This window comes from Arthrobacter sp. PAMC25564 (genome assembly GCF_004798705.1).
Taxonomy (GTDB): Bacteria; Actinomycetota; Actinomycetes; order Actinomycetales; family Micrococcaceae; genus Arthrobacter.
In genome coordinates, this window is record NZ_CP039290.1 from 292814 (window position 1) to 310341 (window position 17528).

General features: G+C 69.4%; 15 protein-coding genes, 3 tRNA genes and 1 pseudogene. 7 read left to right on the forward strand and 12 right to left on the reverse strand.

Annotation, left to right across the window (positions count from 1 at the left end):
- Positions 1-41: 41 nt before the first annotated feature.
- From E5206_RS01335 to E5206_RS01360, 6 genes and pseudogenes are all read right to left on the reverse strand, one after another.
- Positions 42-497: a hypothetical protein gene (locus E5206_RS01335; protein WP_240689878.1), complete on the reverse strand. Its 456-nt coding sequence runs from the start codon at positions 495-497 to the stop codon at positions 42-44.
- Positions 498-746: 249 nt separating this feature from the next.
- Positions 747-822, reverse strand: a tRNA-Phe gene (locus E5206_RS01340).
- Between the two features lie 48 nt (positions 823-870).
- A tRNA-Asp gene (locus E5206_RS01345) sits at positions 871-944 on the reverse strand.
- A 96-nt stretch (positions 945-1040) separates the two neighbouring features.
- A tRNA-Glu gene (locus E5206_RS01350) sits at positions 1041-1113 on the reverse strand.
- Positions 1114-1282: 169 nt separating this feature from the next.
- Positions 1283-1693: pseudogene (locus E5206_RS01355) on the reverse strand (FMN-binding negative transcriptional regulator); the annotation flags it as partial.
- 42 nt (positions 1694-1735) lie between these two features.
- Entirely contained in the window at positions 1736-2338 is a 603-nt protein-coding gene (locus tag E5206_RS01360; RefSeq protein WP_136323903.1) for a LysE family transporter, read from the reverse strand.
- 69 nt (positions 2339-2407) lie between these two features.
- Between E5206_RS01360 and E5206_RS01365 the strand changes: the two genes are divergently transcribed.
- From E5206_RS01365 to E5206_RS01385, 5 genes are all read left to right on the forward strand, one after another.
- Entirely contained in the window at positions 2408-3289 is an 882-nt protein-coding gene (locus tag E5206_RS01365) for an ArgP/LysG family DNA-binding transcriptional regulator (protein WP_136320914.1), read from the forward strand.
- A gap of 95 nt (positions 3290-3384) precedes the next feature.
- Entirely contained in the window at positions 3385-4362 is a 978-nt protein-coding gene (locus E5206_RS01370; RefSeq protein WP_136320915.1) for a DMT family transporter, read from the forward strand.
- A gap of 36 nt (positions 4363-4398) precedes the next feature.
- Positions 4399-4845: a metallopeptidase family protein gene (locus tag E5206_RS01375; protein WP_136320916.1), complete on the forward strand. Its 447-nt coding sequence runs from the start codon at positions 4399-4401 to the stop codon at positions 4843-4845.
- 10 nt (positions 4846-4855) lie between these two features.
- A complete protein-coding gene (locus E5206_RS01380; protein ID WP_136320917.1) occupies positions 4856-5776 on the forward strand; it encodes a cation diffusion facilitator family transporter in 921 nt (306 codons plus the stop codon).
- Between the two features lie 246 nt (positions 5777-6022).
- Complete coding sequence (locus E5206_RS01385) at positions 6023-7459, forward strand: C40 family peptidase (RefSeq protein WP_136320918.1); 1437 nt, start codon at positions 6023-6025, stop codon at positions 7457-7459.
- Positions 7460-7489: 30 nt separating this feature from the next.
- On the opposite strand, the gene E5206_RS01390 is transcribed toward E5206_RS01385, so the two are convergent.
- From E5206_RS01390 to E5206_RS01410, 5 genes are all read right to left on the reverse strand, one after another.
- On the reverse strand, positions 7490-8239 hold the full coding sequence (locus tag E5206_RS01390) for an ABC transporter permease subunit (RefSeq protein ID WP_240690097.1): 750 nt from the start codon (positions 8237-8239) through the stop codon (positions 7490-7492).
- Positions 8240-8384: 145 nt separating this feature from the next.
- On the reverse strand, positions 8385-9422 hold the full coding sequence (locus E5206_RS01395) for an ATP-binding cassette domain-containing protein (RefSeq protein WP_136320919.1): 1038 nt from the start codon (positions 9420-9422) through the stop codon (positions 8385-8387).
- Between the two features lie 17 nt (positions 9423-9439).
- Entirely contained in the window at positions 9440-10555 is a 1116-nt protein-coding gene (locus tag E5206_RS01400; protein ID WP_136323905.1) for a hypothetical protein, read from the reverse strand.
- 72 nt (positions 10556-10627) lie between these two features.
- Entirely contained in the window at positions 10628-13357 is a 2730-nt protein-coding gene (locus E5206_RS01405; RefSeq protein WP_136320920.1) for a PEP/pyruvate-binding domain-containing protein, read from the reverse strand.
- Between the two features lie 33 nt (positions 13358-13390).
- Positions 13391-14428 carry a universal stress protein gene (locus E5206_RS01410; RefSeq protein WP_136320921.1) on the reverse strand — a complete coding sequence of 346 codons (1038 nt, stop codon included), beginning with the start codon at positions 14426-14428 and terminating at the stop codon, positions 13391-13393.
- 448 nt (positions 14429-14876) lie between these two features.
- Between E5206_RS01410 and E5206_RS01415 the strand changes: the two genes are divergently transcribed.
- Positions 14877-15512 (forward strand): NAD(P)-binding protein, encoded by a 636-nt coding sequence (locus E5206_RS01415; RefSeq protein ID WP_136320922.1) that lies wholly within the window; start codon positions 14877-14879, stop codon positions 15510-15512.
- Positions 15513-15538: 26 nt separating this feature from the next.
- Here the strand turns inward: E5206_RS01415 and E5206_RS01420 are convergent, their stop codons facing one another.
- A complete protein-coding gene (locus E5206_RS01420; protein ID WP_136320923.1) occupies positions 15539-15931 on the reverse strand; it encodes a hypothetical protein in 393 nt (130 codons plus the stop codon).
- Positions 15932-16042: 111 nt separating this feature from the next.
- On the opposite strand from E5206_RS01420, the gene E5206_RS01425 reads away from it, so the two are divergent.
- Positions 16043-17485 carry an NCS2 family permease gene (locus tag E5206_RS01425; RefSeq protein WP_136320924.1) on the forward strand — a complete coding sequence of 481 codons (1443 nt, stop codon included), beginning with the start codon at positions 16043-16045 and terminating at the stop codon, positions 17483-17485.
- Positions 17486-17528: the final 43 nt, after the last annotated feature.

Consider the following 17528-nt stretch of genomic DNA (forward strand, 5'->3'; position numbering starts at 1 on the left):
CCTTCTCTTTGACACCACCCTAGCCCTTGCTTCCCGGAAGGCTAGGTGCAGTTGGCGGCGAGCCAGCCCGTCACGGGGGCCATGGCGGCCTGCAGTTTGCCGCTGGAGAAGACGGCCTGGTCGCTCACGCCGGCGACCGCGACCTTGGCGAGGTTCGCGAAGTCGGCCTTGAGGCTGTCCGGGACACGCTCCGCGGTCCGGCTGAGTTCGGCCTTGGACTGCTCCAGTTCAGCCGTCTTGCCCTGGGCTGCCGAGAGCGGCAGCAGCGTGGCACCGGTTGCCTGTTCGGAGATCTTGGCGCAGGCCTCGGCCGCCGTGGGGAAGTCCCCGTAGGGCCCGGAGGCCTTGCTGGGGCTCGGGGTGGCGGAGGCCGGCGCGGAAGTGGCGGCCGCGGACGACGGCGCGCTCACGGCTTCCGGCGCCGAGCAGGCGGTCAGGGCCAGGGTGGCAAGGAGGGCGGCGGCGGTCAGCGGGCGTGCAACATTCTTCAAAATCACGTTTAGAGATCACTTTTCCGGTTGAGACTGCACCGCCGGTCCGGACCAGGCTGCCGGCGGTCTTGGCGTTCTTTCCCCAGCGTGCGAGTCTAGCCGTGCTGACGGCGGGATCCCCAAACCGGCCGCCGTCGACCCCGGATCGGTTGCTCCGTAACGGCCCTTTTGGGCCGCCATGACGGCAGTTACGGAGCAGCCGATGAAGGGGTTAAAGAAGAAAAGCACCAGTTCCGAAGAACTGATGCTTCCCAGTGGTGGCTCCGACCGGCGTCGATCCGGTGACCTTTCGATTTTCAGTCGAACGCTCTACCAACTGAGCTACAGAGCCTAGGTGACATGTCACCATGACAGCCGGAATTTCTTCTGGCAATCAGAGCGACCCTGACGGGACTTGAACCCGCGACCTCCGCCGTGACAGGGCGGCGCGCTAACCAACTGCGCTACAGGGCCTTGCTTGTTTCTTGCATGTCTGCGGTATCGCTACCGCAATTTTTCAAGGCTTTTAGCTTACCAGACTTTCACATCCGGTTTGACCACTTCCTTGCGTACCCCCAACGGGATTCGAACCCGTGCCGCCGCCGTGAAAGGGCGGTGTCCTAGGCCGCTAGACGATGGGGGCCTGAACTCAATCCGGCTCATCAGGGGCAAAAATAAAGGGCCGAAGCCGTTCGTTTTTGTCCTTTCGAGTTGCTCCGAACTGGACTATAAAACTATAAGGGCAGACCCCCGGATTATCCAAAATCGGCGGCCGGCATCCTTTGGCGCGCTCAGGCCCGCCAGATCGGGTCCTACCGCGCCCGTTCGACGTCGTCGGCCGCATCCAGCTCACCCTTGGCGCGCAAACCCGCGATGACCCCGCCAATGTCGGCGGCTGGCCGGTTCTGGCTGAGCTTCCGTTTCACTTCAACCCTCGTGATGACAAGTTCGACGCCGACAATCGCCCGGAGCTGACCGGCGATGAAGCGGGCAGGCGCATCGTCCACGCTCCAGGGCTCTGCCGAGGATGCTTCATGCAGCGTGGTCAGCCGCCGGACCAGGTCTTCAACCCAGACCGGGTCGTCATGGACGACGAGCCGGCCGTAGACGTACGCCGTGGTGTAGTTCCACGTGGGCACAACCCGGCCATGTTCAGCCTTTGACGGGTACCAGGACGGGGAAATGTAGGCATCGGACCGCTGGACAATGACGAGGGATTCGCCCAATGGCCCGTTCCGGAGCTGTGGTGGCGACGGCTGACAAGATCAGGCTACGAGCGTGACGGCCAGCGTGACCATGACCAAGGCGATGCCGCCCTCGAGCACACGCCAACTGCCCGGCCGGGCGAACAGCGGCGCGAGGAACCTGGCGCCGACACCGAGCGCGGCGAACCACACCACGCTGCCGAGCCCCGCTCCGGCGGCAAACCACCAGCGTCCGTCCGCTCCGTGCGTGCCGGCCAGGGACCCCAGCAGCAGGACGGTGTCCAGGTAGACATGTGGGTTGAGCCAGGTCAGCGCCAGGCAGGTCCCCAGTGCGGCCAGCCAGCTTCCTTCCTGCCCCACTGCCGGCCGGGGCGCCTGCGTTCCGCGGATGGAACGCATTGCGGCCATCAGTCCGTAGGCCAGGAGGAAGGCGGCACCCGCCCAGCGCACCACCTCGAGAACCGCAGGCGCCCGCTCAATGACGACGCCGACCCCGGCAACGCCCAGCACAATCAGCACGAGGTCCGAGACGGCGCACACGGCAACAACAAGCGCGACGTGCGCGCGCTGGACGCCCTGGCGGAGCACGAAGGCGTTCTGGGCGCCGATGGCCACGATGAGGGACAGCCCGCTTGCCAAGCCTGAAATGAGGGAGAGGATCACAGAAGCCACGGTAGGGGGCACCACAACATGAAACCAGTTAATAATTCTTGGTTTACATAAGATGGGCTAATGATCGATGTCTCTCCGGACCAGGCCCGGACCCTGGCTGCCATCGTGGCGCACGGAAGCTTTGAGGCCGCTGCCACCCACCTCCGGGTCACTGCGTCGGCGGTGAGCCAGCGCGTCCGCGCCCTCGAGGTCGCCGTCGGCCGGCCGGTATTGAAGCGGACCCGCCCGGTCGAACTCACCTCGTCCGGCCACGCTGTGGTGCGCTTCGCCCGGCAGCTTGAGATGCTCTCCGCCGATCTGGCCGAAGAACTGCAGCCGGGCGCGCAGCCTTCCAGCGTACGGCTGACCCTGGTCATCAACAGCGATTCCCTGCACACCTGGGCACTGCCCGGGCTGGCGGCGGTGGCGGACAAGGTCCAGTTGGAGATTCTGCGCGAGGACCAGGACTACTCGCTGGAACTCCTCCGGAGCGGCGCCGCGGCCGCTGCCATCACCGCCACGGCAAAGGCGGCCCCGGGCTGCTCCTCCCGGCGCCTGGGTGTTATGCGCTATCTGCCGGTCTGCACTCCGGACTTCGCCGCCCGGTGGTTTCCCGAAGGAGCGACGGCGGAAACGCTCGCCCCCGCACCGGTCATCGTCTTCGACCGCAAGGACGATTTGCAGGACCGGTACCTGCGGAGTTGCGGCCGAATGGCACTCCAGCCGCCCCGGCATTATGTCCCGGCCGCCCACGAGTTCGGCGAAGCCATCCGCTGGGGGATGGGGTGGGGACTGCTGCCCGAAATCGAGGTCTCGGATGAGCTGAAGCGCCGCATACTGGTCTCTCTGGACCCCGCGGCGCACGTGGATGTGCCGCTTCACTGGCAGCAATGGCGGCACGGATCGGCTGCGCTCGATGAGGTCGCGGCGGCTATCCAAGCGGCCGCCCGCCCCCTCCGGTGAGCCCGCCGGGGCGGCGCACCGCCGTGGCAGGAATTCGACTAGACGTGACCGATTTCCGCCAGCCGCCGCGACACCGGGAAGGCTAGATTGACAGCATGGCAACAACCGCCGATACAGGCCCCACGCAGCCGGATCGCACCCACGAAGTGCCACCGGGCCCTGCCACCTCCGTCCACCCCGACCGCTCCGCCCCGCCCGGCCAGATCAGCAGGCTCGGCCTCGCCGCCGTCGTCGTCACGGTGGTGCTGTGGGCTTCCGCCTTTGTGGGCATCCGGGCCGTCGGGCCCAGCTTCTCCCCCGGCCCCCTGACCCTCGGCCGGCTGGCGGTTGCCGCGGTCGTGTTGGGCCTCGTGGTGCTGCCACAACTCCGGAAGAACAATAATCTGCCCAGGGGCCGCGAATGGTGGCCCATCCTGGTGTACGGCGTGATGTGGTTCGGCGGCTATAACGTCGCGCTGAACGCCGCCGAGCATCTCCTGGACGCCGGCACCGCGGCCCTGCTGATCAACGTCAACCCCATCCTGGTTGCGGTCATGGCCGGCCTCATCCTGAAGGAGGGGTTCCCGCGCTGGCTGATCATCGGAAGCCTCGTCGCGTTTGGCGGGGTCGCCGTGATCGCGCTCGGTTCCGGCCAGCGCTCGACGGCGGACGTGGCCGGCGTGCTGCTCTGCCTCCTCGCGGCGGCCCTCGCCGCGGTGAGTGTGATCGTCCAGAAGCCGGTGCTGCGGAAGTTCCCTGCTGCGCAGGCCACCTGGTTCGGGATCATGGTCGGCGCGGTGTGCTGCCTGCCCTTCGCCGGCCAGCTGATCACCGAGCTGCAGGCGGCCCCGCTGCCGGCCACCCTGGGACTTGCCTATCTCGGCGTCTTCCCCACGGCCATCGCCTTCACCACCTGGGCGTATGCGCTGTCCCTGATCGACGCCGGCCGGCTCGCCGCCACCACCTATCTGGTGCCCGGCACGACGATCCTGATCTCCTGGCTCGTGCTGGGTGAAATCCCCACCATCTGGGGCCTGGTCGGCGGGGCCATCTGCCTGCTGGGAGTGGGGCTGACGCGGCGCCGGTCGCGCTAGCCCAGGCGGCTGGCAGCAGGGCATAGAGTTCTGGGTATGCCCGCTTCACTGCCTCCCGGACTTCCGATCGTTCCGGACGGCGGGGACGGCCCCGACGACGGGCCATTCCCGATGCCGTTCCCCATGTCTGAAGACCAGTTCGAGTCCGCGGTGACGGATGCCCTGGACCGGATCCCGCCGGAGCTGGCGAAGACCATGAACAACGTGGCCGTCTTCATCGAGGACGACTACACGCCGCAGCCGGGCGAGGATCCGGACACGGTGCTGCTGGGACTCTATGAGGGCGTGCCGCTGACCGAACGGGACTCCTGGTGGGACGCCGGCTCGCTGCCGGACCGCATCACCATCTACCGACTGCCGATCCTGGAGATCTGCGACTCCCGTGAGGACGTGATCGAGGAAGTCACCGTCACGGTGGTCCACGAGGTTGCGCACCATTTCGGCATCAGCGACGAGCGCCTGCACGAGCTCGGCTGGGGCTAGCCTTAGAGGCATGGGACACGACCACAGCCACTCGCATGGGATCACGGCCACAGGGAAACACCGCAAGCGCCTGGTCGCCGTCCTGTGCATCACCCTCGCCGTCGTGCTGATCCAGATCGCCGGCGCCCTCGTGTCCGGCTCGCTGGCGCTGCTCGCCGACGCCGGGCACATGCTTTCCGACGCCGCCGGCGTCTTCATCGCCCTGCTGGCCGCCTGGATCGCCGCCCGGCCCGCGAGCGACCAGCGCACCTACGGCTACCAGCGCGCCGAAGTGCTGGCCGCGCTGGCCAACGCGCTGGTCCTGATCGTGATCTCAGTGGTCATCTTCACGGAGGCCATCCGGCGGCTCGGCTCGGCGCCCGAAGTGCACACCGACGTCATGCTCTTCGCCGCCGTCCTTGGCGCCGTCGCGAACCTGGTGTCGCTGCTGATCCTTCGCGGAGCCCAGAAGGAAAGCCTGAACGTGCGGGGTGCCTATCTTGAAGTCCTGGGCGACCTGCTCGGCTCCTTCGCTGTCATCGCCGCGGCGATCGTCATCATGGTCACCGGGATCCAGGCCGCGGACACCGTCGCTTCCCTCCTCATCGCCGTGATGATCCTGCCGCGGGCCTGGCACCTGCTCCGCGACGTGGTGGATGTGCTCCTCGAGGCGACCCCCAAGGGCGTGGACGTCCGGATGATCCGCGAACACATCCTCGCCGTGGAGGGAGTGGTGTCCGTCCACGACATCCACATCTGGACCATCACCTCCGGCGTTCCGGTTTTCTCCGCCCATGTGGTGGTGGAGGACGCGGCGCTGGGCGCACGCGGTGCGGACCGGGTGCTGGATAAGCTGGGCAGCTGCCTCGGCTCGCACTTCGACACCGAACACTGCACCTTCCAGCTGGAGCCCGCCACCCACTCGGAGCATGAGGCCCGCCAGCACGCCTGAGGCCGCTCCGGGACCCCCGTCCGTGGCCGGATGGCGGGCATAAACGGCTCCGCCGGGACCCAACACGCCGTCGGCCGGTGTGGCCAAATAACATCATTGTTGTTTATGTTATTGATGTGACCATTGTTGCCAGAGTGGCAAATGGCAAGTAGCGTCATCCCTGCTGGGTGATCCGCAGAGGGGCTTTTTCACGCGCCAGAATCCAACCTCGCTCATTCCAGCCTGACGTTGCAGCGAGGTTTGCCCATGACTTGGACCGGATCCGGCCGAAAGAGCGCCGTGCTCTGCACCGCCGTCGTGCTCTTGGGCACCCTGGTGCTGCCGGCGCAGGCCTCTGCCGCCCCGGCATCCCTGAGCGTTCAGGCCGCGGCGTTGGGTGTACCGGCGTCGCCCGAGATCCCCTCCCCGGATGAGATCGCCGCGGCCAAGGCCAGTGAAAGCGCGACGGCGGACCAGGTCAGCCGGATCGACCGGCTCCTGGCGGATGCCGCCGCCGCCCAGGACGCCAGCCTCGCCGCCTCCCTGCAGGCCAACAACGCCTACGGCGATGCCCTCGTGGAGCTCCAGTCCCGGCGGGATGCGGCCGCAGTCGCCGCCGCCAAGGCCGCGGCGGCCGGCGCGGAGCAGCAGAAGACACACAAGCAGATCGGCCAGTTGGCTGGGGAGCTCTACCGCAACGGCGGGCTGAATCCGGCCTTGAGCAGCCTTGTCAGCGGCACCGGACAGGCGCTGCAGGACGCGGCGACACTCGAGGCCGTGACCGCCGGCCGCAGCCGGGCCTTCCAGTCCGCGGAAACCGCCGCGGCAGCCGCCGAGTCGCTCACGGCTGCCGCCGCCGACGCCAACCGGGCCGCGGATGACGCCGCCCGCGAGGCGGAATCGCGCAAGGCCGACGCCGAGCGCGCCAGCGATGCGCAGCGGAAGGCCGTGTCCGAGGCCACGGCGCAACGGACCGTGCTGGTGGACCAGCTTGCAAGCCTGAAGAACACCACCGTCGCCCTAGAATCCGCCCGGGTGGACGCCTTGGACCGCCAGCGCCAGCAGGAGCGGCTCGCGGCGGTCACCGCGGCGGCCACCCAGAACGCTGCCCCGCAGCCGGCCCCGGGGAATCCATCCGTCCCGGCAGCCCAGGCGCCTGCCGCCGGGCCTGCACGGCCGGGGCCCGCCGTCGTGGCCGTTCCGGAGCCGGTTGCGCCGGCCCTGGTTGCCCCGGCACCCGATCCTGCCCCTGCGCCCGTTCCTGCGCCGGCCCCGGTGCCGGCGCCGGATCCTGTACCCGCGCCGGTGCCTGTTCCGGCCCCGGTGCCCGGCGGGTCCAACCAGTCAGCTGTCTCGGTGGCCTTGTCGAAGGTCGGCTCGCCCTACTTCTACCAGTACGGCGGCACCGGAGCTTATGGCTTCGACTGCTCGGGCCTGGTACAGAACGCGTTCGCCGCGGCCGGGAAATACCTTCCGCGCACGGCCGCCCAACAATTCGCCCAGGCCCCGGTGCACGTGCCCATCTCCCAGGCCCAGCCCGGTGACCTGCTGGTGTGGGGCGCGGCCCCGGATTTCTACCACGTGGCCATCTACCTTGGCGGCGGCCGGGTGGTCCAGGCCCTGAACCCGGAAGCCGGCCTTACCGTGACGGACATCGCCTCCATGGCCGGGATGCAGCTGCACCCCTACGCCGCCCGGTACTGACGGCGCGCCGGACGCAGCCTCCGGAAGCCGTCAGGAGAGCACGTCCTTGGTGACGAACTTGCCGTAGGCGAGCGCCCCGAAGGCCGCGATGTACCCTGCCTGTAACAGGGCGTTGCTGGCGAAGGAGTCCCCGGCAATGGGCTGGCGGAGCAGGTCCGCGAAGTCCAGCCAGTAGTGGGTGAACAACCAGGGGTGCAGCCACTCCAGCTGCGGCAGCGCATCCATCACCTGCGAGACCACCGAAAGCACCACGGTAGCCGCCATGGCCCCCACCGGCACGTCCGTGAGCGTGGAGAGAAACAGGCCAATCGCCGAGAGCCCCAGCAGGGAAACGGCAAGGTACGCGGCAATCAGCAGCAGCCGCACCATGGCCCCGCCGGCCCCGATCGTGTCCCCGGAAAGCAGCGTGACCGGCCCGACGGGGAAGAGCGCCGCACCGATCCCGGCCCCGACCAGCGCCACCAGCAGCGGTGCCACGACGACGAAGACCGCCGCACCGGCATACTTCACAAGCAGCAGCCGGACCCGCCCCGCCGGTGCCACCAGGAGGTAGCGCAGGGTCCCCAGCCCGGCCTCCCCTGCTATCGTGTCGCCGGCCACCACCCCGACCGTCAGCGGCAGGAACAACGGGACGGACACCAGCAGTGCCGTGACGCCGACGAACAGGCCGTTCTGGGTGATCCGGTCCAGGAAGGCCGGCCCGCGGCCCGGCGGCACGGCGGAGGACACCCGCACGGCCACGGCGATCAGGATGGGGATGGCCGCCAGGGCGCACAGCATGGCCCACGTCCGGCGGCGGCGGAAAAGTACCCCCAGCTCGGAGGCGAGCAGTCCCCCGGCCCAGGGACGGCGCCGCGGGGAGGCCTGCGTTGCGGCCTGGCGGGAGGCCACGGCGGGAGGTTCCGGGGAAGCCGCGGCGGATGCCTTACTGGACAACGTCGAACCCCTCCCCTGTCAGTGCCACGAAGCGCTCCTCGAGGCTGACTTGCTCCGTGGCGAAACCCCGGACCCGGACACCGGCCGCGACGAGGGCGGCCACGACCGCTTCGGGAGCCGGACCGCCGTCGTCAGCGCCGCCGTCGGGGGCGAAAGCCGGCAGCGGCGCGAACAGCACGGCACCGGCGGATCCGTTGGCTGTGCCGCCGGCCGGACCGCTGCGTGGACTCCCGACTCCATTTTCGGCAATGGCAGTCAGCCCCAGACCCGCCAGGACCTGCATCGCGGCTCCCGGATCCGGGGTCAGCACACGGATCCGGGCCTGTCCCGCCTGGCGCAGCTCCGCCAGGGTCCCCTGCGCCACAAGCCGGCCCGCGCTCATGATGGCCGCGTGCGTGCAGATCTGTTCCACCTCGGCCAGCAGATGGCTGGAGACGAACACGGTGGCGCCGTCGGCGGCGAGCGAGCGCACCAGGCTGCGCACCTCCCGGGTTCCCTGCGGATCCAGTCCGTTGGTGGGCTCGTCCAGCACCAGCAGCTCCCGCGGAGCCAGCAATGCGTTCGCGATCCCCAGCCGCTGCTTCATGCCCAGGGAGTAGGCCCGGACCTTCTTGTCCGCGGCATGCGTCAGGCCCACCCGCTCCAGCGCCGAGTGGACCCGGTCCCGCCGGGTGGCGGCGGATACGTAGCGGTCCGCCGCGTCCAGGCGGTGCAGGTTGGCCGCGCCGGAGAGAAAGGGATAGAACGCCGGGCCCTCGACGAGGGCCCCCACCCGGGGCAGCACCTCATGCAGCCGCCGCGGCATCTCCTGGCCAAGGAGGCGCACGGAGCCGCCGGTGGCGGAGGCCAGGCCCAGCATCAGCCGGATGGTGGTGGTCTTGCCCGAGCCGTTTGGGCCCAGGAAGCCGAAGACCGAGCCTTTCGGCACGGCCAGGTCGACGCCGTCGACGGCCAACTGGTGGCCGAACCGCTTGCTGAGGCCGGTGGTCTCGATGCTCAGTTCGGCAGCCGGCGCGGCGGCGGTCATTCGGCGGTCACGGGCAGTTACCGCTGCGCTGCTGCGGCCTGGAGCCGCTCCAGGGGCACGGAGCCGGCGAAGATGCGGCCGTCGTCGAGGATCAGCACGTTCACCAGCGAGGTGGTCAGCAGCCGGCCGCCGGAGACGGGGACCGTGGCCTGCCGGAGCAGCGCAGCCGCTCCGGACTGCCCGCCCGGCTGGGCTTTGTCCGCGGGGGCCTTACCGGCCGGGGTCTTGTCCGCGGGGGCCTGGAATTCGATGACGGATTCCCAGCCGGTTCCGGTCACGGCGTGCCTGCCGGCGTCCTTGTGCTCCGTGTCCGGCCGCGGCGTGGCGGCGTCGGACTTATGCTCCGGAACCGGGATCTCCTTGACGGTGGCACCGGGCGGCGGGGTGAACTGGAAGATGGAGGCGTCCGGGGCTTCGAGCTTGAGGCTCGTAAAGGCGATCCGGAAGGCGGGATCGGCCTGCCCGCGGGCTTTCACCTCGACGCCCAGCGGGAGGCCGCTCTGGCCGTCAACGGAAATCGCGATGGACGCCAGGAGGGTGGCCGAGGATTTGGGGGTGAGCACCAGGTTGTACGCGGCCCGTCCAGCCACCTGGACATCCGCACCGACAGCCACGTCGGTGCTCGGATCGAGGGTGGCCAGCAGCTTGGCGGCGAGCTCTTCGGGGGTCGGCATGAGGGCCTTGGCTGACTCCTGGCGCCCGGCCGCGTCGGCCGGCAGCTGGACGTGCGCCGCGGTGTTGTCCTGGGAGTTGTAGAACCACAGTTCGTTGCCGTTCCGGACGGCGTTCCGTTCAGCCATCCGGTCCATCATCTGGATGCGGGCACTGTCCGCGCCGTCCGAGTAGATCCGGGCGGTGTGCGGCCCGGCCAGCAGCTCAAGCCAGGCGGTGTCCGGTGAGCCTGCACCGGGTGCCGTCTTGGGGAGTTCCGGCAGCCCGATGTCCGAGCTCTGCTCCAGGGTCCCGGAGAGTGCCTGCTTGTGGTGCTGGGCCACCAGCTGCAGCACCTGCTCCGGCGATTTGGGCGGCAACGGATCCCCGGCGCTCGCGGGAAGCGAGCCCGTCAGGACCCCGGCGGCGATCACGGCGGGTACGGCCACGGCGGGCAGCCAGCGCAGCCATTTGCGGGTCATCACGGCCTCGCTCCACAACTCGCTCCAACATTGCAGCTCATAGTTCAACAGTACGCCTGGATGGGGGCTGCATCACCCCTCCGTGGGGTGCCGCACCGGCGTCACGGTGCCGGCGGCGCCGTCGACCGTGACGCTGTCTCCGGTGACAATCCTGGCCGTGGCGTCCGGCACGCCCACCACCGCCGGAATCCCGTATTCGCGGGCGACGACGGCGCCGTGTGAGTTGGGCCCGCCCATCTCCATCACGAGTCCGCCGGCGGTCAGGAACAGCGGGGTCCAGCCGGGATCCGTGGACGGCGCCACCAGGATTTCGCCGGGCTCCAGGTGCGCCCCTTGCGGGTCCAGGATCACGCGCGCCCTGGCCGTGGCGGTGCCGGCCGAGGCGGGCGTGCCGGACAGGACGCCCGCCGCCGCGGAGGCCCGGCCGCCGGCGCCGGCGGACTGCAGCGCCTCGGGCTCTGTGCCGTCGGAAAGCAGCACCCGGGGGATGTGCCGGCGGCCCAGTTCGGCCTCGTACGCGTCGCGCCGCCCCGCCACGATGTCCTGCAGCTTTTTGCCCTCCAAGCCCAGCCGTGCTTCGCCGAGGTCCAGGAAGAAGACGTCGTCCTGCGCGTCGAGGCGCCCGGCCGCGGCCAGTTCGGCTCCCACGGCGGCGAGCTGTTCCCGTACTGCCGCCAGCGCCTCGACGAGGTAGTACTTCGGCAGTTCGCGCAGCCCGGCGAACATCCGGGTCCGTTTCAGCGCAGCCCGGACCAGGCCTGCCCGCAGCCTGCTCCGTTCCCGCGCCGCGGCGATGAGCCGTTCGACCTGGGCATCCGCCTCGCGCACTGCCTTGCTGAACTGCTTGTCCGGCGCCAGCGCGGGATCATCCAGCCGCAGGTAATTGGCCAGGACGCCAAGAATGTGCGCCGGATCATCCGACCAGCGTGGCATGCCGAGGTCTATTTCGGCAACGGCCCGGTGGCCGTAGCGGCTCAGGAAACCCGCCAGCCCGGACTGCACGACGGCGGGCAGGCCACCGGAACGGTAGCGGCGCACCAGCTCCGGCAGGGGCTGGCCGGCGAGTACCGCGGCCGATTCCGGATGGGCGCGGATGGCCGCCGCGAGCCGCCAGAGGTGGAGGTCCATCTCGGTGGTCACATTGTTGGGCACCCCCCTCAGGACCGCCTGCAGCTCTCCCGGTTCCAGCCCGCGCCCCACGAGTTTTCCGGCCACGGCCAGCAGGGCGAAGCCCAGCGCCGGGAGCGGCAGGATGGTGGGAACCACCGGAAAAACCTCCGTGCCCAGGATGCGCTCGGCGTGGTCCAGCCGTTGTGCGGCCGTGGCGCCGGCAGGCACCACGAGTGCGGTCCGGAGCTCCTCGCCGACCCGTTCGGCCCGCTTCAGTGCCGCCTCCGGCCGGAAAAGGGCCCGGGCCAGGGACTCGGGCACCCTGAACCGGGCCGCCACCGGCGCCAGGTGACGGAGCAGCGGCCACGGTGACGTGATCGTCACGGAAAACCGCGGATCGGCAAAGAGCCGCCGCAGCACGGCGGCGGACCGGGACTCCATAACGTCGAACACCCGGGGAACGATCGCACGGCCGATCCTGCTCCGGACCACGGGCGTGAGGTCGAAGAAGATGCGCTGCCCGGCCTGGGCGTACGGGGCGGGTCCCTCGCGCGGCTCCGGCACCTGGAACCGGGCCGCCAGGGCAACCGAGGAGGCGATCAGCCGGATGCCGGCCAGGCCCATCGGGGTCAGCGGACGGGTCAGTCCCTGCGCCAGGCTGAAGCAGAGGTAGACGCGGACCTCCGTGCCTGGCGGCGGCTTCTCCGGAAGGGGGTAGAGCGTCGTAATCGGCCGGGACTGTGTCAGCCACGCCCTGCCGTCCCCGTCGATCGCCCACTCGAGGTCCTGCGGCGAGCCGAAGTGCAGCTCGGCACGCCGGCCCAGCAGCTCCAGGGCAGCGAGCTGGGCGTCATCCAGGCACGGCTGGAACCGCGCATCCGGCTGGTCGACACGTTCGGTTCCGCCGCCGGGCAGCGGCCGGATGGCAACGCCCTTGTCCCCGATCCGGCACTCCAGGACCCTGCGTGTGGCGCCGTCCACCACAAAGTGGTCCGGGTTGACGGCACCGGAGACCACCGCCTCGCCCAGTCCCGGGCTGGCATCGATGACCGCCTCGTGCCGCCGGCCGGTCACCGGGTTCGCCGTGAAGAGCACGCCGGCGACGGCCGCATCCACCATGCGCTGGACCACCACCGCCAGCGACACCGTAGCGGGGCCGATCCCCTGGGCGGCACGGTACGCCACGGCCCGGTCCGTCCACAGCGAGGCCCAGCACTGCCGGACCGCGGCCAGCACCGCCTCCGCGCCCACCACGTTCAGGAAGGTGTCCTGCTGTCCGGCGAAGCTGGCGAACGCCAGGTCCTCGGCGGTGGCGGACGATCTGACCGCGACGGCGGCTTCGGTCCCCAGCGCCGCATAGGCGGCACGGACGGCGTCGGCAATCTCCGCCGGAACCTCGGCGGCCAGGACCAGGCCGCGGGCCGTGGCCGCCAGTGCGGCCAGCGCCGGGAGATCGCCAGGGGCGCAGGCGGCGAGGGCACGGTGGGTTTCCCCGAGCCCCGCGGGCGCCATGGCGCGCCGGTAGGCGTGCGTGGTCAGGCAGAACCCGCCGGGAACCGGCAGGCCCGCGCGCAGCAGTTCGCCCAGGTTGGCCGCCTTGCCGCCGGCCACAGGCACCAGGTCCTGGCTGAGCAGCTCCAGCGCCAGGACCGGCCCGCCCCGGCCTGTCCCGGGCGAATTGAGCTGCTCCACCTGCTGGCCGTCCCTTGGGCGCCGATGCGGGCGCTAGGAGGCGCCGGGCATCGGGCCGAATCCCGGCCGGTCTGCCAGCCGCGGATCATCGCGGTCCGGGACCACCATGACGGGGCCCTTCGAGTGGTGCAGGATGCCGTCGGAGGTGGAGCCCAGGAGCATCCCGGTGAATCCCCCGCGTCCGCGGGTTCCGACGACGACGAGCTCCACATGGCGGCTGGCCTCGACGAGGATGTCCACGGGCGAGCCGTCCACGAGCTGCGTCTGAACCTGCAGGCCCGGAAAATGGCTCTTCACCCAGGCCACACCGGCGTCGAGCTGGACCTTGATGTCAGCGAAAAGCGCCTCGCGGTCCATTGGTGCGGGCACCCAGGCCAGCGAACCGCTGTATTGCGGCACGGCGCACACCAGCCGCAGCGGCGCCGACAGCCGCACTGCCTGGGCGGCCGCCTCCAGCACGGCCACGCGGGCCTGCTCGGAACCGTCCACGCCCACCACCACGACGTTTTCGATCGGCAGCCGGCCGGACTTCGCCTGCTCGGCCTTCACATGCCTGTCATCGGTGGTCTCCCCCAGACGTTCGGCGCAGATCAGCGGCACGGTGACGGTGGGGCATTTCGCGTGGGCGGGAAGTGCGCTGCTGACGGAACCGAGCAGCCGGCCCACGAAGCCGCCGCGGCCGCGGGTGCCAAACACGAGGAGTTCGGCGGTCTCGGTCATTTCCAGCAGCACGCCGGAAGCGTCGCCGTTCTCGACCGAAGCGTCGACGTCGATGTTGTAGCCGGCGACCTTGTCGACGGCCTGCTTCAGGATGGCTTCCGCGCCTTCGCGGATCACCGAATCGTCCACGGTGGCGTAGCCGCCGTCGAGCCCTGAAGCGGCGAAGATCGGAACCGAGTAGGCGGTCACGATGTGCAGCGGGGAGTGCCGGCGTTCGGCTTCCCGGGCGGCCCAGACCAGGGCGCAATGGCTGTGGTCCGAGCCGTCCACGCCGACCACGATCCCCCGCGGCGCCGCAGACCCGCCGCCGGCGTCCCCTGCCGGGTCCGGATGCACCTGTTCTCGGCCCATGGGGTCCGCCTCCTCGCGATTCTTGCCTGATGTTGCGGCTATTCTGCCAGAAGTCTCCGCGGGCAGCGTCCGCTGGCGTCGCAGACCGTGAGCAGCGCGCGAAACCCCTGATTTTCGTAACTATTCTCGGATCTCCGCGAACAAGCAAGCTGGCGTCCGGGAGCCCCGGGGCAGCGGCACGGCGAAGGTTTTACCCAGTGTTAACACGGCGTTCAGCTGCGCCGGAACGCCATGCTTCCGGCCCGGAAACACGCCGAATCCCCGGCACGGCGAATGTTTCGCGGGCTCTATCCACGGCGGACAATCTTGGATAGTGTTCGAGGCATTGCTGAACCGAGACTCATCTTTCAGAACGCGGCTCGGGAACCGGCTAGCCTCAGGACCGGGGCAAAAGGACATGGACGGGGCGCTGCCCCGTGACTGGAACCATTCGAGGAGGGACCCTGCGGTGTCGAGCTTGCCCAGCCATGGGGGTATCGAACGGACCAACGCCGTCATCATCGGCACGGGGCTCTCCGGTCTGGCCGTTGCCAGCGAACTGCAGCGCCGCGGCGTGGACTCCATCATCGTGGACGGCCTGGACATCCTGGGCGCAGGCCATCCGGCCAACACCTCGTCCCTGCAGCGCTGTGACGCCGCGGACGCCGCAAGCCTCCGGGAGCGCAATGAGATCCTTCGGCATCTACGGAACTATGCCACGAACCACAAACTCGATGTCCGCAACAACATCCGGGCCCTGCAGCTGGACCATCTCGACGCCGGCGACGGCGGCCCCACCCAACAATGGGCAATCCGCACCCCGGGCGGTGTCCTCCTGGCGGACCACGTCGTCCTGACCCGCTGCGCCCACAGCCAACTGCGCCGCATGCTCTCTGACCTGGGCGTGGCGGCGGGGCAGAACCTGATGGCTGCCATGAATGCCCTCGGGATGTACCTGGTAGGCGTGGGTCAACTCATCACCCCCACGCCCAAGGAAGTACTCCGCCAGGCAAAAGTCGTGGGCCACGCCATTTCCGCCAAGGTCTACCCCGATGGCATTCCAACAGTCGGGCCCGGAGGCTTCGCCCTCGCGGAGCCGGCCTGAGCGGCCGGCAGTCCACCTAACCCGGGCTAATGCCCGGGAGACCCGCTTCCCGGCTCAGCCCCTCCGTTGTCCGGTCCAGCCGCTCCATCGTCCGGGTCCAGCCGCCGCTTGGCCATCAGGCCCAGGGCGACCAGGATTCCCACGGCCGTTCCGACGAAGATGACCAGGCTCCAGGGGAACGGTTCAGCGGAGCTCGGCGCGTTCTCCGGCGCGACGGTGGTGCCCGGCTGGGGCGTGCCCATCGTGGGGACGGCGGCCGTCGCCGTCGGACCTGCTGCGCCTGCCGTGACGGTGAAGGGGAAGCTTCCGTCGACGGGGTGGGGCCCGTCCGCCCGGTCGGGGCCGGCGGCGCCCATCAGGACGAAGGCAAGGACCACGGCGCCCGCCAGTGCGCTCAGGAACTGTCGGATGGGGCGCATGGAAGAAGCTACTCCTAAGTGTTGTCTTCCTTACAGACTAGGCGAAAACGCGGGGCCACCGCGGTGGCAGCCAATAGAATTCAGGTAGCACCCACAACCCCCGGAGGACCAATGCTTAAGCAGGGCTCTGCACTCGATCGGTATTTCAAGATCTCCGAGCGGGGGTCCAACTTTTCGCGCGAAATCCGCGGCGGTTTCGCCACGTTCTTCGCCATGAGCTACATCGTGGTCCTGAATCCCCTGATCCTCTCCGGCGCAGATTCCTCCGGCGCCACCCTCGGGTTCCCGGCCGTCGCGGCCGCCACCGCCTTCGTCGCCGGCATCCTCACCATCCTCATGGGTGCCTGGGCCAAGCACCCCTTCGCGCTGGCAACCGGCCTGGGCGTCAATGCCTTCGCCGCCGTCACCGTGGCCACCAACCCGGGCCTGACCTGGCCGGACATGATGGGCCTTGTGATGCTCTCCGGCGTCACCATGCTGCTCCTGGTCCTCACCGGCTTCCGGACCGCGGTGTTCAAGGCCGTCCCGGACGGCCTGAAGACCGCGATCGTCGTCGGCATCGGCCTGTTCATCGCCCTGATCGGACTGGTCAACGCGGGCTTCGTGCGCCGCATCCCGGACGTCGCCGGCACCACCGTCCCGGTCGGCCTGGGCTTCGACGGCAAACTGCTGGGCTGGCCCACCCTCGTGTTTGTGGTCGGGCTGGTCCTGACCATCGCCCTCGTGGTCCGCAAGGTCAGGGGCGGCATCCTGATCGGCATCATCACCTCCACGGTCCTGTCCGTGATCCTGGAATTCACGCTGCACATCGGCCCCAGCTTCGACGGCAAGAACGTCAACCCGCAGGGCTGGTCCCTGGTGGCCCCCAAGTTCACCGAATGGGCCGCCCCGGACCTGTCCCTGATCGGCAAGGCCAACCCGTTCGGCGCCTTTGAACACCTCGGCGTGGTGGCCGCCGCGCTGCTCGCCTTCGTGATCCTGCTGAGCATCTTCTTCGACGCCATGGGCACCATGGTGGGCCTGGCCACCGAGGCCGGCACGATCGACAAGGACGGCAACATTCCCAACGTCGACCGCGTGCTCCAGATTGACGCGCTCGGCGCGATCGTGGGCGGCGGCGCGTCCGTCTCCTCCAACCAGATCTTCGTCGAATCCGGCGCCGGCATCGGCGAAGGCGCCCGGACTGGCCTGGCCTCGATCGTCACCGGACTGCTGCTGCTCGTCGCGATGTTCTTCACCCCGTTGATCAACCTTGTCCCGTTCGAGGCCGTGGCGCCGGCCCTCGTCGTCGTGGGCTTCATGATGGTCTCCCAGGTCGGCAAGATCGACTGGCAGGACTGGGGCATCGCGATCCCCGCGTTCCTGACCTTCACGCTGATGCCGTTCACCTACTCGATCGCCAACGGCCTCGGTGCCGGCTTCATCGCCTTCGTCCTGATCCGCGCCGTCCAGGGCCGTGCCCGCGACGTGCACCCGCTCATGTGGGTAGTGGCCGCGGCATTCCTGTTGTTCTTCGGCATCGGCACGATCGAGGCCGCGCTCGGGATCCACTAACGTGGTTTCCGGGATTTCGGACAGTCCGGCGGCGGCGCGGCTG

Bases quoted from the DNA above. Each gene is read 5' to 3' on its own strand.
- E5206_RS01365 (WP_136320914.1), top strand. From the start codon at position 2,408: ATGATCGATGTCTCTCCGGACCAGGCCCGGACCCTGGCTGCCATCGTG.
- E5206_RS01370 (WP_136320915.1), top strand. From the start codon at position 3,385: ATGGCAACAACCGCCGATACAGGCCCCACGCAGCCGGATCGCACCCAC.
- E5206_RS01375 (WP_136320916.1), top strand. From the start codon at position 4,399: ATGCCCGCTTCACTGCCTCCCGGACTTCCGATCGTTCCGGACGGCGGG.
- E5206_RS01380 (WP_136320917.1), top strand. From the start codon at position 4,856: ATGGGACACGACCACAGCCACTCGCATGGGATCACGGCCACAGGGAAA.
- E5206_RS01385 (WP_136320918.1), top strand. From the start codon at position 6,023: ATGACTTGGACCGGATCCGGCCGAAAGAGCGCCGTGCTCTGCACCGCC.
- E5206_RS01390 (WP_240690097.1), bottom strand. From the start codon at position 8,239: ATGCTGTGCGCCCTGGCGGCCATCCCCATCCTGATCGCCGTGGCCGTG.
- E5206_RS01395 (WP_136320919.1), bottom strand. From the start codon at position 9,422: ATGACCGCCGCCGCGCCGGCTGCCGAACTGAGCATCGAGACCACCGGC.
- E5206_RS01400 (WP_136323905.1), bottom strand. From the start codon at position 10,555: ATGACCCGCAAATGGCTGCGCTGGCTGCCCGCCGTGGCCGTACCCGCC.
- E5206_RS01410 (WP_136320921.1), bottom strand. From the start codon at position 14,428: ATGGGCCGAGAACAGGTGCATCCGGACCCGGCAGGGGACGCCGGCGGC.
- E5206_RS01420 (WP_136320923.1), bottom strand. From the start codon at position 15,931: ATGCGCCCCATCCGACAGTTCCTGAGCGCACTGGCGGGCGCCGTGGTC.
- E5206_RS01425 (WP_136320924.1), top strand. From the start codon at position 16,043: ATGCTTAAGCAGGGCTCTGCACTCGATCGGTATTTCAAGATCTCCGAG.